Raw genomic sequence first — 14692 nt, forward strand, 5'->3', positions numbered from 1 at the left:
GCGACGTGAATCAAATACTTCACGTTAACAAACTATGACACCAACCAAGACCCCGAGCGATTCGGCACGCGCAGAAACCGAACTGGCTGCCGACTACGATGTCGATCCGATCGAAATACGCGATCCGGTCGCAGAAGCACTGGCTGTCCTGAAACCCGGCGATCCGTTTGTCATCGCCTACTCGGACGTAGTAAAACAAGCGGGACACTCCTGTCCGACTGCCTCGGGCGCCTATCGGATCACCCAGCGGGGGCTCGACGCGCTCTACCCTGACGGATATCCTGTCCGAAGCGACATCGAGGTGCAAGCAGCGGGCCCACGGGATGACGCCGCATATGGCGTGATGAGCCGGATTATTTCGTACATCACCGGCGCAACCGACGACAACGGATTCAGCGGCCTTGCGGGCGGCTACGGTGGCCGTCTCGGCCTCCTCTTGTTCGAGGCGTTCGACGCGGATACCCCGGAGCCGACCTTCCGCTTTCGACGAACCGACACCGACGAAACGGTTCAAGTGACCTACCACGTGAGTGATGTCCCAGAGGGTGGCCCCGCGATCGGGAATCTTCAAACGATTCTCGACGGGTCGGCCAACGAAAAACAGCGGGAGGTCTTCGCTACGGCCTGGCATCGTCGCGTTCAGGCTGTGCTCTCTGATGATTCGCTGTTCACTGTCGAACGAGTGTAGCCGACACGCCGAGCTGTCAAACCGTACCTGACGAATATATTCGCCCGAACGTTCCTGCGTGGCTGTTCAGTATTTCAGACGATGAAATTTCGCTGCCAGCGCTGTGGTGCGCAAACGGACAACACCGTGACGATGAGTCGCCACGTCGTCGAAGAACACGACCGTCTCGAATTCGGCTGGTGTATCATCCGGGTTCCGGAGACCCGGATTGAGCGGCCTGTCACGTGGCTTTCGAATCTCCCGGTCCAAATCCGTGCTCGGTACGGCTCTCGCCTGCGCTGATTATGATCACTCTCGCTTTCTGCCGCCGAGTGCCACCCCGTTGACGGCCCTCGGCGTGAAGAGACGAGAGTAATCAGTACGAGACGGTTCTCACTGCGTCGCGAATATGTTCCCGATAAGGACGATGTCCGCTTATCAAAAAAAGCGGGGGTGTATGCCGATCGGTTCAAGTCAACTTGCACTCACCGCCGTAATGGGACTGTTTCTGCTAGTTGTCGCCGCCTGGATTGCACGGGTCGAGTCGTGGCGATCGTACACCCCCGCTGGCGGTATCGGTGAATCCGGGACTGTCCGTGGCCACGCCGAGAAGCCCGGTGGGTTGCTTCGGTGGTTGACGACTGTCGACCACAAGGACATCGGGCTTCTTTATGGCGTCTTCGCCGTGCTCTCCTTCGCGTGGGGTGGCATCGCTGTGGTCTTGATGCGGACGGAACTCCTGACGCCACCAGTCGACCTGCTCGGCGAAGCCACGTATAACGCACTCCTGACCACCCACGGAATCACGATGCTGTTTCTGTTCGGAACACCGATGCTCGCGGCGTTCTCGAACTACCTGATCCCCCTGCTCATCGGCGCCGACGATATGGCCTTCCCGCGGATCAACGCCATCGCCTTTTGGCTGCTGCCGCCGGGAGCGATCCTCATCTGGGCCGGTGTCATCCTCGACCCGCTCGGCGTCGGGATCGAGGGGGCACAGACCGCGTGGACGATGTACGCACCGCTCTCAGTTCAGCAGTCGAACCCCGGGATCGATCTGATGCTGCTCGGGTTGCATTTAACGGGAGTGTCAGCGACGATGGGCGCGATTAATTTCATCGCGACCATCTTCACGGGACGCGGTGAGAACGTATCGTGGGCGAACCTCGACATCTTCTCGTGGACTGTGCTGGTGCAGTCCGGGCAGATCCTCTTTGCGTTCCCGCTTCTGGGGAGTGCGATCGTGATGTTGCTTTTCGACCGTAACTTCGGGACGACATTTTTCGTCGGCGAGGGCGGCGCGATGCTGTGGCAGCACCTGTTTTGGTTCTTCGGCCACCCAGAGGTGTACATCCTGGTGTTGCCGCCGATGGGGCTCATTAGCTACATTCTGCCGCGCTTTGCGGGCCGGCGGTTGTTCGGCTTCAAGTTCGTCGTCTACTCGACGCTCGCTCTCGGCGTCCTCTCTTTCGGCGTCTGGGCGCACCATATGTTCGCGACCGGGATGGACCCGCGTCTGAAAGCCTCCTTTATGGCCGTCTCGATCGCCATCGCGATCCCGAGTGCGGTGAAGACGTTCAACTGGATCACGACGATGTGGGGCGGCCGGATCCGCCTCGCGACGCCGATGCTGTTCTGTATTGGGTTCATCGCGAACTTCATCATCGGCGGTGTCACCGGCGTCTTCGAGGCTGCGATCCCGATCGATATGGTCCTCCACGACACGTACCACGTCATCGCCCACTTCCACTACGTCATTATGGGCGGCATCGCGTTCGCGATCTTCGCAGCGATTTACTACTGGTTCCCGCTTGTCACGGGTCGCTGGTACCAGCGGACACTCGGCAAGTGGCACTTCTGGCTCACGATGGTCGGCACCAACCTCACGTTCTTCCCGATGATCTTCCTCGGCTACGGCGGGATGCCGCGCCGATACGCCGGGTACGATCTCACTGTCGGTCCCGTGGCATACTTCACCGACCTCCACCAGCTCGCGACTCTCGGGGTGTTCGTCCTCACTGTCGGGCAGTTGATCTTCGTCTGGAACCTGCTGTCATCGTGGGTCGAAGGGAAGGAGATCGATAGCGCCGATCCCTGGAACCTCGAACGGGACGGCCTGCTCACGAACGAATGGCAGTGGCTCGAAGAGACACGGCGGACCGCGCTCGTGGATGGGGGAATCGATTTCGCTCCCGAAAGCGTGGTCAATTCACATAAGCAATCTGAGCACGAAGAGACCGGGGAGTAAACCCCCGGACGGGCGGTTATGCTTCGACGTACAGCGAGTAGAGCATTACCACGAACCCGACTGTCGTGAACAGACTTTCGACGATGAGCGCGAGGCTGGGATCCAGCGGCAAGAACTGATCGACGACGCCTGCGAGCAAAGCGCCGAGAGTGATGGTCCCAAAGCCGACTGTCAGTGCTCTGAGTGCGGGAGAGCCGGTCTGCCGATACGCTCGAAGCGAGTAGAACGTGATCAATCCGCCCAGCGCAAGAGTGACCGTCTTCAGCCCGACGGCTACCGGTGTGACGCTCATACGAGTCTCCCCCGCAACAGGAAAGTTCTCACAGTGGTGATCATCGTGGACGGCGATACTCGGTGATCTCTGCTGGAGCTGTTGCCGAATATGTTCATTGGGAGGAGTAGAGACAGACTAGACATCATATACGACCGGATAGGCATCTCGCGAACGAATCAACTACACCGGCGGTGCAAAGCAAGGCGAATGCCGCGGGGCTTGACCCCGAGACGGTTCACACCTTCACTCGGTAGTTGCCGGTGAATTTGATGATCTCGCAGGTGTACTCCGCTAGTAACGCTGCCTCCAGCTAATCCACAGTGACCGGTGACGGGTTTTTCCGTTCCGCCGACGCGACAGTCTCCTTCACTCGACTAAGTGAATCGTCAAGGAGTTGTCGCCGGGAGCTGAGATACTGCGGTAGGAACTTCGTCGATCATTCCACACGAATCCGAGCGTACATCTATACGCGGGACTGTCGTACAGAGATGTATGCGGGAGTTCACACTTCGAGCTGACGACAACGGAACCATCGAACTCGTTTGTGAGCGGGACGACGAAGAGGCCCCTACTCCTCGTGTTCGCTCGTTCACGGGACAGGACGAGTTCGGCCTGCTCGTCGACGGTTTGAACCCTGGAGAGGAGGTACTGTTGTTCGTCGACGACACCACTGCTGAGGAGTAACATTGAGAGCCATATACTTCTCTATCTTTTGATGGATGGCTCACCCCTCCACCATATTGCGTGATTGATTTTGCTGAGCGACTTCTGCTGTGAGTTTTCCGCAGGATCACAAAGTTGAACTGCCGATCATCTCCGGGAATTCCGCGCAGTAACCGAGCCCGTTTGATAATGATTACTCTCACTTTTTACCGCCGAACGCCGCCAACGGGGATGGCGCTCGGCGGTAAGAGACGAGAGTAATCGTTATGAGGCCTCTATTGGACGGGGCACCCTCTGTAGTGTCTGTACGCCTTCGCTCACTCGATCGAACGACGGCGTGGCGTCGGATAGACAACCAGTTGCAAACGCTCGTATACCTACTGCGTCCAGAAGTGGGAATATCCGAATGCTCGTTCGACTCAGGGCCTCTCGAAAGGGGAAATCGAGGCTTCAGATGCTGTGGACAGGTTATTAGTGTCGAGCTGTCGTCGTTCAGATATGGTTGGTGCTGGGGGCGTGAGTCTGTGGACGCGCTTGTTTGCGATGGGAAGCGCCCTCTCGATGGCCGCCCTCCAAGTCGCATTTGTATTCGATACTTCCTATCGAACGGTCGGGATTATCGGCCTTTTCGGGGCCGTCCTTCCGATGGTTTTTGGGATGGCGTATCTGCTGGTACCATCATACGTTGGGGAGACACTCACGACAGAGTGGCTCCCTGCTGTCCACCTCGGTATCACGTACGTGGCTGTCGGACTGCTACTGGGAGGTGAACTCTGGGGAGCCGAATATGTGCTTACCTCGATTGGAACGCTTCTCTGGAGCATCGGTATCGGCATCTTTGTCGGTGGCCTTCTCTGGACAGTTCTTCCGGCACTAGCAGCCGATCCGGCAGCGATGAGACCGCCGGAAAACCGGCCACAGTGGACGACACAACTCGTTATGATACTGATCCCCGTCGCCGTCGGTTACCTCTGTATCGGCACAGTTGGTTTCATTTCGTTAGTGCCCACGTTTCCGACGCTAATCGAAAGCACGTTCCCATCAGTGGTCCATTTCTATGCGACCGGATTTGCTGCGCTGCTCATTTTCGCGCTCGGAATCAGACTACTGACTGGATTTTTCAACGTCACGCCACCGACATCACTTTCGTGGCTGGTCCTGCTCTGTGGAGCCGTGGCACCGGGTCTGTTGTCGGCAAATTTCTGGCAATCACCGTGGTTCGTCGTCGGTGCAGGCGTCGAATTGATCGCAGTGGCAGGATACGCTGTCCTCGTCGCTGTGGTCGCATATCGTACTGAAAACCGCCGTATTGGTCTCTACGGCATCGGATTAGGAGGCCTTTCGGGCCTCATCGCTGTTGGTATCGCAACTGCGAACGTGGTGGGTCTCGGCTGGACACCAAGTATCGCTGCCCACGTGCCGCTCGTACTCAACGGCTTCCTGTTTTTGACGATCATCGGCTACGCCTACCAGTTTTTTCCGATTTCGAACGAGTGGTGGGGCGCAAGCGACCAAGCCGGAATCGCCACGATCCTCCTCCTCGGGGCTGGAACCGCCGTTCAGGTAACTGGGATAGCCGTCGACAACTCGTGGCTTCACGTAGGCGGATCAACCGGCGCTTTGATAGGAGTCACGGGATACGCATACCTGATGGCCGGTCGGGTACTCCGCTGACCGGCGAGTCGCCTGTCACTGCGGGATACTGCTACGAGCGATGCGAGCAGAGAAAACGAGATGCATCCCCGTCCCCTATTTCGGGGTCCCCCCGATGAATCCGATCTGTACCGCATCACGGACGGATTCCCATCTGGTCCACAGAACGAGGACGACCGGCAGTATGACGACCGAAGTGATGAACGAGTAGGTGACGCTGAATGCGATCAAGGCGCCGAATTGGACGAGAATCGGTGTAATCGAGAGATAGTACAGTGCGATCCCGGCAGTTGCTGTCGTGAGCGTTGTTCCGAACAGTGCACCTCCGGTTCCCTGAAGCGTGACTCGTGCCGAAGCAAGTCCGTTGCCCCGGGTGTCGTACTCTTCGACAAACCGATGGACGACGTGGATCGAGTAATCGATCCCGATACCAACCGTGACTGAGAGAATTGTCGCGGTGAGCGTGTTGAACGGAATATCCAGAAACCGCATCGTTGCGACTAAAAACACCACTGTCACCAGGATCGGAAACAGCGTCACGACTCCTAGTGCTGGCCGCCGTTCGAGTGCATAATAAGTGAGCGTCAGAAAGACCACTGCCAAGGTAAGCGCGAGCAATAGTGCTGTCACCGCCGAATTGTAGACCTCATCGGAGACGCGCTGGAAGACGACGACGTCACCTGTCTCGGTCGCCTGATGCCTGAACGACGTCTCGGCGACGGACTCTGCGTCGGTCGTAATCGCGGCGTCAGTCGCGTCTGTTTCCACAGAGTACACGACCCGCGTCTCCCGATAGTCCGCTGTCAGATACTGAAGCGCCTCCTCCTCGTACGGGGAAGACAACAGTTCCTCGTAGATAACGTCGAGGTTGACGTCCGGAACGCCGTTGCCGGTCCGGTCGCTTCGTTCTACAAGTGCAGCAAACGACGGTGATTCCCTGGCGTACTTGTCAATCACGGTCAAGATACTCGTCGCCTCTGCCTGTCTGGATTCGCCAGTGACAAACGACGAGGGTGGATCTTCGCCACCCCGATAGACCGACTCTAGAGCGTAATCCTCCGCAAAGGAACCCTGGAGATAGATCGTAACCGTGTCGTCGTCCGTCGTCTCGAAGTTCTCTTCGAGAAAGTGGATGTTTCCTGTGACAGTATACGTCCCCGGCTGCATTTCCGCAGGAAGGTAGTTTAAATACCCCGAGATCTCTTCGGGCGGGAGCATATCCTCATTCTCGAATGAGGATTCGACATCCTGTCCGTAGTAGCCTGCCGCGCCAGCAGTCAGTACTAGCACAAATACGAACAGTACCGGAGCCTTGCTCGTGATCGAGAGGTGATACGGGAGCACCCTGCCGAGCATCGAATCTTCCGCACCCAGTGGCTTCGAGGTGAACGACGGGAGCGGCGTGTCTCTCCGGAGTCGCTCGACGAGTAGTTTCGCGGCTGGCAGAAAGATGCCAAAGATCAACATCACCGAGACGATCCCGACTGCGGCAACGAGTCCAAAGTCAGCGATCGGTGACAGTCCGCTCGCCATATTCGCGGAAAAGCCGATCACCGAGGTCCCCATAACCATAAAGAAAGCCACCATCAGCGGTGAAATCGTGCGACGAACTGCCGCTGTGATCCCGGTCTCGGCCTCTGACAGTGTGTCGGGTGCGTCTTCGAGTTCCTCCCGGTAGCGATTGATGATATGGATGCCGAAATCCACCCCGATAGCCATCAAAAGCGGCGGGAGCGCCACCTGTAACTGCGTGAATGGTATGCCAGCGATTCCGACGAAGCCGAACGTCCACACGAGTGACATCACCAGTCCAACGATTGCCAGAAGCAGATCGAACGGATCACGATAGGCGACTGCCAAAAAGAGCACCAAAAGGACGACTACGGCGGGAATGGACGCCGCCAGGGAATCTCGGAGGACCTGTGTGTTCTCGTATTCGGTGATCCCGGATCCGAAGACCCGAATATCTCCGTCAGCAGCGGTTGCGACTCGCTGCGCTTCGAGTTGAATTTGCTGAAGAAACTGGTCGTCGCCGTTCGCATCGTGAGTGACAACGCCGATTGCGGCTGATGAGGACGCAGAACGGGCGTTGAAATCTTCACCGATCAGCCGAGTGAATTTCGGATTGGCCCCTTGTGCTCGGACAGCCTGCTGAACCTCTGTCTCTGTCGCCCTCCGTAGTACCCTGAGTTGCGCTTCGGTCGTCGTCGCGGATGGGTCCAGTTCGGCGGCTACTAACTGTGCCGGGCTCGTCGTCTGGAGAACCCGCTGAGACGACCGTTCCGACAACCGGTGCTGGACTCGGAGCATCCTCACGAGGCTCTGTTTCGAGAGGACGTTCTGGCTGTCTTGGAGTAAGAGAGTCGTGCCCGGTTCGTCTTCGAAAGCGGGACCGAACGTCTCGTCGACGTAGTCATTGGTTTGATATGCTTCGACATCCTCGGAGAACTGCTCGGTCCCACCTTCCATCTGGATCTCGCCAATTCCAGTCGCAAACCCGCCGGTAAGCAGCACAAACAGCACTACGATCGTTAGCGGATGGTCGACAATCCCATCGCTTACTGCCGAGACAAGACCGTGCTGGTCAGTCATTGCGCTGACTCACGACCGTCGAAGTTTCCACAGCGATACTCCCGCAACAGTCCCAATCAGTAGTACGAGGACACCCCCGATCAGCGGGAGGTTAGTGTCGTCTGTAGATTCAATTACCGTGACCGCTGCCCGATGGGTGTCGGAGACGATCGTCTCCCCGTCGGCGTCCTCGTACTGGAAGTCCATCTTCACTGAATTCGTCTTGGCCGTCGCATCGCTGTCGGCACTGAGTTCGAATACGATCTCCCGTGATTCACCGGGGTCGAGACGCTCGATGAATGCTCTGTCGTCGGCTGTCGACAGCGGTGAATCCGCGTATATTTTCGCGGAGACGTCGGTCACAGCGTACTCACGCGTATTCGTCACTGTGACCCTGAACTCTCCGCCCGAGCCTGCGGCGACCGTGCCGTCGACTGGTTCGACGTCGAACACGGAAGACTCGGGCCGCACTTCGGCCCGCGTGGGGAGAACGTCGGATTGCCTGGTAGCGCCCTCCTGATCCCAGTAGTCGACGAACAGTTGGAACTGCCGCGGCCCTGCCTCGGTACTACTCGTCACGTCCACCTCGAAGGCGAACTCCGCCGATTCACCAGGGTCCAACGATCCCACGGCGACCGAAGATTCGATCGGTGTAATCGTCGGTCCCGGGTCTGTGACGGTGACCACGGCGTCCTCCGCAACCTTTGGACCGGTGTTTGTGACAGTACCGGACAACGTATTCGTCTCCCCGACGCGGAGCGAACTGTCCACGTCAGAAATCGTGAACGTCATTTCGGGGAGCGCTCGAAAGGGGACAGTGATGCCGGGGCTCGATCCGGTCGTGCCGTCGGGACGCTCGTAGTCGACTTGCGCGGTAAGCGAGTAATTGGCCGGCTGTGCCGCATCGCTCACGCGGGTGTCGAACACGAACGTGCGGTTTTCGCCCTCCGGCCAGGCGTCGACGAATCGCGTGCTCGACCGATCGGAGCCGAGCGTGACGTCCGGACTCGACGACGAGAGCGTCAGCGTCGAATCGACCGACTCCCGATCACCGATGTTCTGCATCGTCACTTCGAGCGTCCCCTGCCCGTTGACAGCGGCTGTCGAGTCGGTGTCGACGACGGTAAACCGCGGCCCCGATTCGATACGAACCCGGAGATGCTCGGTGACGCGACGCTCGACAGTGTTGGCCGCCCCGTTGTCGTATTCGTAGGTGAGATAGAGTGGGATTCGGTAGGTGCCACTCTCGACGTTTTTCGGTACGTCCACCTGGATCGACAGGTCCGCCGGATCCCCGTCAGCCAGTTTAGAGACGAACAGCTCGCTCGTCTCCACCTTGAGCGGCCCGGTGTTGCCTGGTCGGACGCGAACGCTGGTCGCCGTCCGCACCTTGTCGTCGGGGCCGTCAGGATCGTTCACTAGCTGGAAGGACACCTGATTGACGCTGCCGGGTGTCAGCGTCCGATCGGCAGTCACCGTCCGGAGGTCGGGGTTGGAGGTGAGTCCTGCCACCGGGACCGGGCTGACGAGAAGCGAGAGAACGACTACGGCGACCAGTAGGGGGCGTTTCATAGATTTGGAGAAATCCCCGAACCGACCACTACTCTCCTCTTTCTGCTGGGTTTTGAATGATCTCTAAGCACGTGAATAGTTAAGGAGGAGACACGCCCTAACGGTTATTCGACACACGTCAGTAACGATCCAACATGTTCGCAGCTACTCGGATCCGGTTGGATATGTAACAGTGATACAATGCCGCTTGCCAAAATCAACGTAACCGTCCCGGAAGATCTGTGGATCGCGAGACTCTCCGCTTCGTACCCGGAAGTCGTACTTCGAGTCGTATCTACACAGTACGATGCTGGGATTGCTACTGCGCTACTCGAAATTCACGGTGAGAATATCGTTCAAATAATAGCGCAAGCAAATGAGGAAGAAGACATCCGAGAGTTAGATCTCCTCTGGAAGAACGAAACCAAAACGATCGTTCAGATCGAAACGGAAAACGCGTTACTGCTCCGTCCCGTCTCCCGCGTTGGTATCCCGCTGCAAACGCCGTTCGTTATTTCGGACGGGGTCGCTTCCTGGGAGATCCTAACGTCACACTCGAAACTATCACGTCTGTCAGAGGAACTTGACGGCGCGGGAATGGCATACGATGTCAAATCGGTTCAGGATTTCAACGACGGACACGAAGAGACCGTATTAACAGAACGTCAGGAAGAGGTGTTACTCACTGCGTTTGAATCCGGATACTACGATACGCCACGGGAAGCTAGTTTGACTGTCGTCGCGGAATCACTAAATATCACGAAATCGACCTGTAGCGATATACTGCACCGAGCCGAAGGGAAAATCATCGAGCAATATCTGAATCGGTATCATCAATCGTGATTTTCTCGGTGGCTGATGGCGTCTAGGATGGCAAACCTCCGACACAGAGGAGGGAGGCTGGATCGTCGAGCGAGACGGTCACTCGATCCGAGAAAGCGCAATGGTTTTTGCGGTATCATCGTCGGGCTGGGGAGAAGTTACGAGTTCGATTTCCCGAACCCATTTTACACTCTCCCAGCAGTCGGCGTCGCCAGTCGGGACGAGGCGGGCGGGCCCACCGTGTTCGGCCGGTAACGACTCACCGTCCAGTTCGATCGCGAGAACGGCATTCGAGAGTGTTGCCAGGGGAAACGAGCACACGTATTCACCGTCCATCGCGTGAACGAGCGCGTGACTGCCCGCCGCGGTCGGCTCGGCGCGATCGAGAAGTACATCGACGCGAACGCCACGCCACGAACAGTCCTCAGCCACCCATCCCTCTATGCACGTGAAGTCAGCCGTAAACGTCTCCAGCGGCAACTCTTCGAGATCGGTTCTATCAAATGTCAGTTCGCGTGTGACCGCGCCGGTGATCGCAAGTTGCCACCTCTCCGAATCAACATTCTCGGGAACGCCGTGTGGTTTCAGGGCTGTCATATGTATCTATAGTAGCGTTTGCAGCTGATTACTCATCTGATCGCACGACTGCGTGGGATCGTGTGAGCGAAGACTTGCAAACGCTACTATATTTCGTAGTGTCGTCCACAACGCCCAGACGGTTATTTCCGTGGGTAGCGTTGTTATGACAGGTGTCTTCAGGGCTACTCCCAATTAGTCTACGGAGAGTCTCGATTTCGTCACCAGAGAGAACATAACCGAACCGGTACCCGCTGTCCGCATCGAGCCTGAAGTCGAGTTCGATAGCGAAAAAGCGACGGACGATACACTGCCGCCACGCAAGTTCGCGGCCAATCGCCATTCCGCGATCAGTCAGCCGGATGCCGGCGTGTTTTGTATAGTCGACGAACCCGCTTGCGTCGAGTCGACCGAACATCTCAGTGACTGTCGCGGGCGTCACATCCAAACGGTCGCTGAGCGCACTCGTTGAGATTCGATTTGAATCGTCTGTTGTGAGCCAGTACGCGGCTGTGAGATATCTCCCATCACGGCGGTCTGCACACTCACTCGGGTATGTACATTCAGACTGTGGTTCGGTTGATATTGACGCAGCCATCAACTGTCGTTTCCAGGTGGAGATAAGAAAACCAAGTCCCGAACAGGTTCATCGCCGCTCTGATCACTCATCACGGCGAAAATCACGTATTCCAGCGAATGAGGCGGGGAGAGGACACGCAGCAGTGGGAGAGGACACGCAGCAGTACGGCAACGCCCATAGCGATGGACATCTTCCAGAGGATGAAGATAACCGTCGCTTCCGTGTACTCTCGCTGTGCTTGTTCTTCGCTGATATCGCGGTTGTCGATCTTCCGATACCGAACAGTATGCGACGTTCGGAATATCTCTCGAATTTCCCCGCCAGTCACCTCGATCAGCGTAATCCCTCGGATGAGTTTGCGCCCACTCGTCGAACTAGCCGCACCATCAGTACGCATCCCGAGGCACATAAGCAGTATCGCCGCGGAAGTCCAGACTTGCTCCGTTCCCCCGACGATTGTGGTCGCTCCGAATCCGGTGGTTGACGTTGCGGAGAAGAGCCGGAACAGCATACGAGATCATCTTATATATAATTTCAAGAGGTAAGTTAGTTTCTCGATAAGTAAGGGCAGAGCACATTCACATCGCTATTCATACCTGGAAGCATACAGCCGATCTACAGCCGAGTTCGACGGTGAGTGCGGATCAGGTTGCGGCCGAAAAATGTGACCCGCCCCGACGGCGACGACTACCCCCTGGACGGTACGGTTGATCCCGAAACGAACGAAATATCGCAGTACAGACTGTTTTCGACGACAACGAAACAGACGACGCGATGGTCTTTGACCGAACGACATTGCCAATCACAACTCGATAACGTCGAGTTTTTCGTCGAAACCACCGATTACTTAGTGAACGTCCTTATCGAAGATGGGTCCCGGTTCCGGATGACTCGACACGAGAATATAAATTCCATCAAATATATTTTTTGAAATATAGAAAGACGAACTATCTCCTTCAGGATGATTTTCGGCCACGTCAGCCGACGGACAGCGAAATCGTGGCTCCGAGCTCTCGGCGCCCGTCAGAACTACCGCCAAAATCACCGCGAGTTTTGTTAGCTATAGTAGCGTTCGCAAGTCTTCGCCCATCCGATCGCTCGCAGTCGTGCGATCGGATGAGCAATCAATTGCGAACGCTACTATAACGGCTTTGCAACCTGTAGCTCCTGTGCCACCCGTGTTCGTAATCGATGATTAGAAAGCACGAGTTTTGTATAGAGTTTGGCCCTCACTGTCTCCCGGCTGCGAAAATCAATAACGGTGGGTTCTCGAGGTTCAGTGGACACTATACGGAAAAATCGGATATATATGAGTGAATGTTATGATTCCAGTGTGAATTTTTTTAAGTAGCTGGTGATTGTTCGGATTCCATTCCGAATTCGAATACTAAGTGGAGATACCAGAGGAACGACGTGAATCGACACGCCTAATTTCTGCCATCAAGAATCGACTGGTATGTTATCGAGACAGTTCGTCCGTGAGAACCCAGAGACGGTCCGTGACGCTATCGAGCGCAAGGGCGTCACAGGCATCGATTTTGACGAGATTCTGGCGATCGACGAGGAGTGGCGCGAACTGAAGACCACGGGCGACAGCCTGCGTCAGAAACGCAACGAGGTGTCCAGCGAGATAGGCAAGCTCAAACAGGAAGGCGAGGAAGAGGCAGCTCAAGCGGCTATTGAGCGGTCCCAGGAACTCAAAGACGAACTCCAAGACGTCGAGGAGCGAGCAGACAAACTGGAGTCCGAACTGGAGAAGGCGCTGCTCAGACTTCCAAACATCCCTCACGAGTCTGTCCCGGATGGCGAGGACGAAAGCGACAACGTCGAGCGCTATCGCGAAGGGTTCGATGACTTGCGTGACCTCCCCAAGGACGTGGTCCCCCACTACGACCTCGGCGAGCAACTGGACATTCTTGACTTCGAGCGGGGCGCGAAGGTCACCGGCGGCGGCTTCCAGTTCGTCAAGGGCGAGGGGGCGCGACTGGAACACGCGCTGGTCCAGTTTATGCTCGATGTCCACCGCGAACAGGGGTATTCGGACGTGCTCCCGCCCATCCCAGTCAACTCCGCCTCGATGGAGGGGACCGGCCAACTTCCAAAGTTCGCTGGGGACGCCTATCGGGTAGGCGCGCGCCAGGATGATGACATCGACGAGGACGACCTGTGGCTGATCCCAACCGCGGAGGTCCCCGTGACGAATATGTACCGAGACGAGATACTGCTGGACGACGACCTGCCGGTGAAACACCAGGCGTTCTCGCCGAACTTCCGGCGCGAGGCCGGTGAACACGGGACTGAGACGCGCGGCTACGTCCGCGTCCACCAGTTCCACAAGGTCGAACTCGTGAACTTCGTCCGACCGGAGGACAGCTACGACCGACTGGAGAGCCTGCTAGAGGAGGCCCTTGAAGTGCTCGACCGCCTCGAACTCCCATACCGCGTGCTGGATATGTGTACTGGCGATATGGGATTCACGCAGGCCAAAAAATACGACATAGAGGTGTGGGCACCCGGCGACGATATGGACGACGGCCCCGACGTCGGCGGCCGCTGGCTGGAGGTCTCTTCTGTGTCTAACTTCGAGGACTTTCAGGCCCGGCGTGCCGGCCTGCGCTACCGCCCCGAACGCCACGAGTCCGCGGAGTACCTCCACACGCTCAACGGCTCCGGGCTGGCGGTCCCGCGGGTGATGGTCGCCATCCTGGAGTACTACCAGAACGAGGACGGCACCGTCACGGTTCCCGAAGAACTCCGCCCCTATATGAGCGGTCAGGAGCGGATCGAGGGACAGGAACCTCTGGGTGAGAGTGCTGTCGGCGCTGGCAAAAAGGAATAACGGCGACCGTCGTCGCCCGTTCGCTGGCTAACCCGTTATTTATGCTCTGTTGTGATTTCTATTGTGGAGCTGGGAAATTGCTCATACTGTCGGACGTACCTATCCGGAAATTCTCGACATCACGAGGTGCCGAACTGTTCCACGAACTTATGTCCGACAGTATCAGAGTACTTGACTGCAGCGGACGGCGAAAGCCTGTAACCACGTTTCTGCTGTGTTCGGATCAGCGTGTCTGAAATGATTGGCAA

At 57.1% G+C, this 14692-nt stretch carries 11 protein-coding genes; 6 read left to right on the forward strand and 5 right to left on the reverse strand.

Annotated elements, in window-relative coordinates; genetic code table 11:
* Positions 1 to 34 precede the first annotated feature (34 nt).
* Together RJT37_RS10985 and RJT37_RS10990 are read left to right on the forward strand one after the other, a co-directional pair.
* Entirely contained in the window at positions 35 to 688 is a 654-nt protein-coding gene (locus RJT37_RS10985; protein ID WP_313684394.1) for a hypothetical protein, read from the forward strand.
* Positions 689 to 1163: 475 nt separating this feature from the next.
* On the forward strand, positions 1164 to 2915 hold the full coding sequence (locus tag RJT37_RS10990; RefSeq protein WP_390209066.1) for a cbb3-type cytochrome c oxidase subunit I: 1752 nt from the start codon (positions 1164 to 1166) through the stop codon (positions 2913 to 2915).
* A 16-nt stretch (positions 2916 to 2931) separates the two neighbouring features.
* On the opposite strand, the gene RJT37_RS10995 is transcribed toward RJT37_RS10990, so the two are convergent.
* The gene (locus RJT37_RS10995) at positions 2932 to 3207 is read right to left on the reverse strand and encodes a DUF7521 family protein (protein WP_313684398.1); all 276 of its coding nucleotides are present in this window, start codon (positions 3205 to 3207) and stop codon (positions 2932 to 2934) included.
* Between the two features lie 474 nt (positions 3208 to 3681).
* Here RJT37_RS10995 and RJT37_RS11000 point away from each other — a divergent pair, with 474 nt between their 5' ends.
* Both RJT37_RS11000 and RJT37_RS11005 read left to right on the forward strand, forming a co-directional pair.
* Positions 3682 to 3873, forward strand: coding sequence for a hypothetical protein (locus RJT37_RS11000; RefSeq protein WP_313684400.1), 192 nt, complete (start codon positions 3682 to 3684; stop codon positions 3871 to 3873).
* Positions 3874 to 4413: 540 nt separating this feature from the next.
* Positions 4414 to 5526 (forward strand): hypothetical protein, encoded by a 1113-nt coding sequence (locus RJT37_RS11005; protein ID WP_313684402.1) that lies wholly within the window; start codon positions 4414 to 4416, stop codon positions 5524 to 5526.
* A gap of 75 nt (positions 5527 to 5601) precedes the next feature.
* Here RJT37_RS11005 and RJT37_RS11010 read toward each other — a convergent pair whose 3' ends face one another.
* Together RJT37_RS11010 and RJT37_RS11015 are read right to left on the reverse strand one after the other, a co-directional pair.
* Positions 5602 to 8097, reverse strand: a complete 2496-nt coding sequence (locus RJT37_RS11010; RefSeq protein WP_313684404.1) for an efflux RND transporter permease subunit — start codon at positions 8095 to 8097, stop codon at positions 5602 to 5604.
* A 9-nt stretch (positions 8098 to 8106) separates the two neighbouring features.
* The gene (locus tag RJT37_RS11015) at positions 8107 to 9648 is read right to left on the reverse strand and encodes a COG1361 S-layer family protein (protein WP_313684406.1); all 1542 of its coding nucleotides are present in this window, start codon (positions 9646 to 9648) and stop codon (positions 8107 to 8109) included.
* A 180-nt stretch (positions 9649 to 9828) separates the two neighbouring features.
* Here RJT37_RS11015 and RJT37_RS11020 point away from each other — a divergent pair, with 180 nt between their 5' ends.
* Positions 9829 to 10470, forward strand: a complete 642-nt coding sequence (locus RJT37_RS11020; RefSeq protein WP_313684408.1) for a helix-turn-helix domain-containing protein — start codon at positions 9829 to 9831, stop codon at positions 10468 to 10470.
* A gap of 78 nt (positions 10471 to 10548) precedes the next feature.
* Here the strand turns inward: RJT37_RS11020 and RJT37_RS11025 are convergent, their stop codons facing one another.
* Entirely contained in the window at positions 10549 to 11046 is a 498-nt protein-coding gene (locus RJT37_RS11025) for a molybdopterin-dependent oxidoreductase (protein ID WP_313684410.1), read from the reverse strand.
* Positions 11047 to 11074: 28 nt separating this feature from the next.
* Positions 11075 to 11623: a metal-dependent transcriptional regulator gene (locus RJT37_RS20655; protein WP_390209060.1), complete on the reverse strand. Its 549-nt coding sequence runs from the start codon at positions 11621 to 11623 to the stop codon at positions 11075 to 11077.
* 1438 nt (positions 11624 to 13061) lie between these two features.
* Here RJT37_RS20655 and serS point away from each other — a divergent pair.
* Positions 13062 to 14444 (forward strand): serine--tRNA ligase, encoded by a 1383-nt coding sequence (gene serS / locus RJT37_RS11030; protein WP_313684412.1) that lies wholly within the window; start codon positions 13062 to 13064, stop codon positions 14442 to 14444.
* The last annotated feature ends 248 nt before the right edge of the window (positions 14445 to 14692 follow it).

It is taken from the genome of Halobellus marinus, assembly GCF_032113415.1.
GTDB classification, from domain to species: Archaea; Halobacteriota; Halobacteria; order Halobacteriales; family Haloferacaceae; genus Haloquadratum; species Haloquadratum marinus.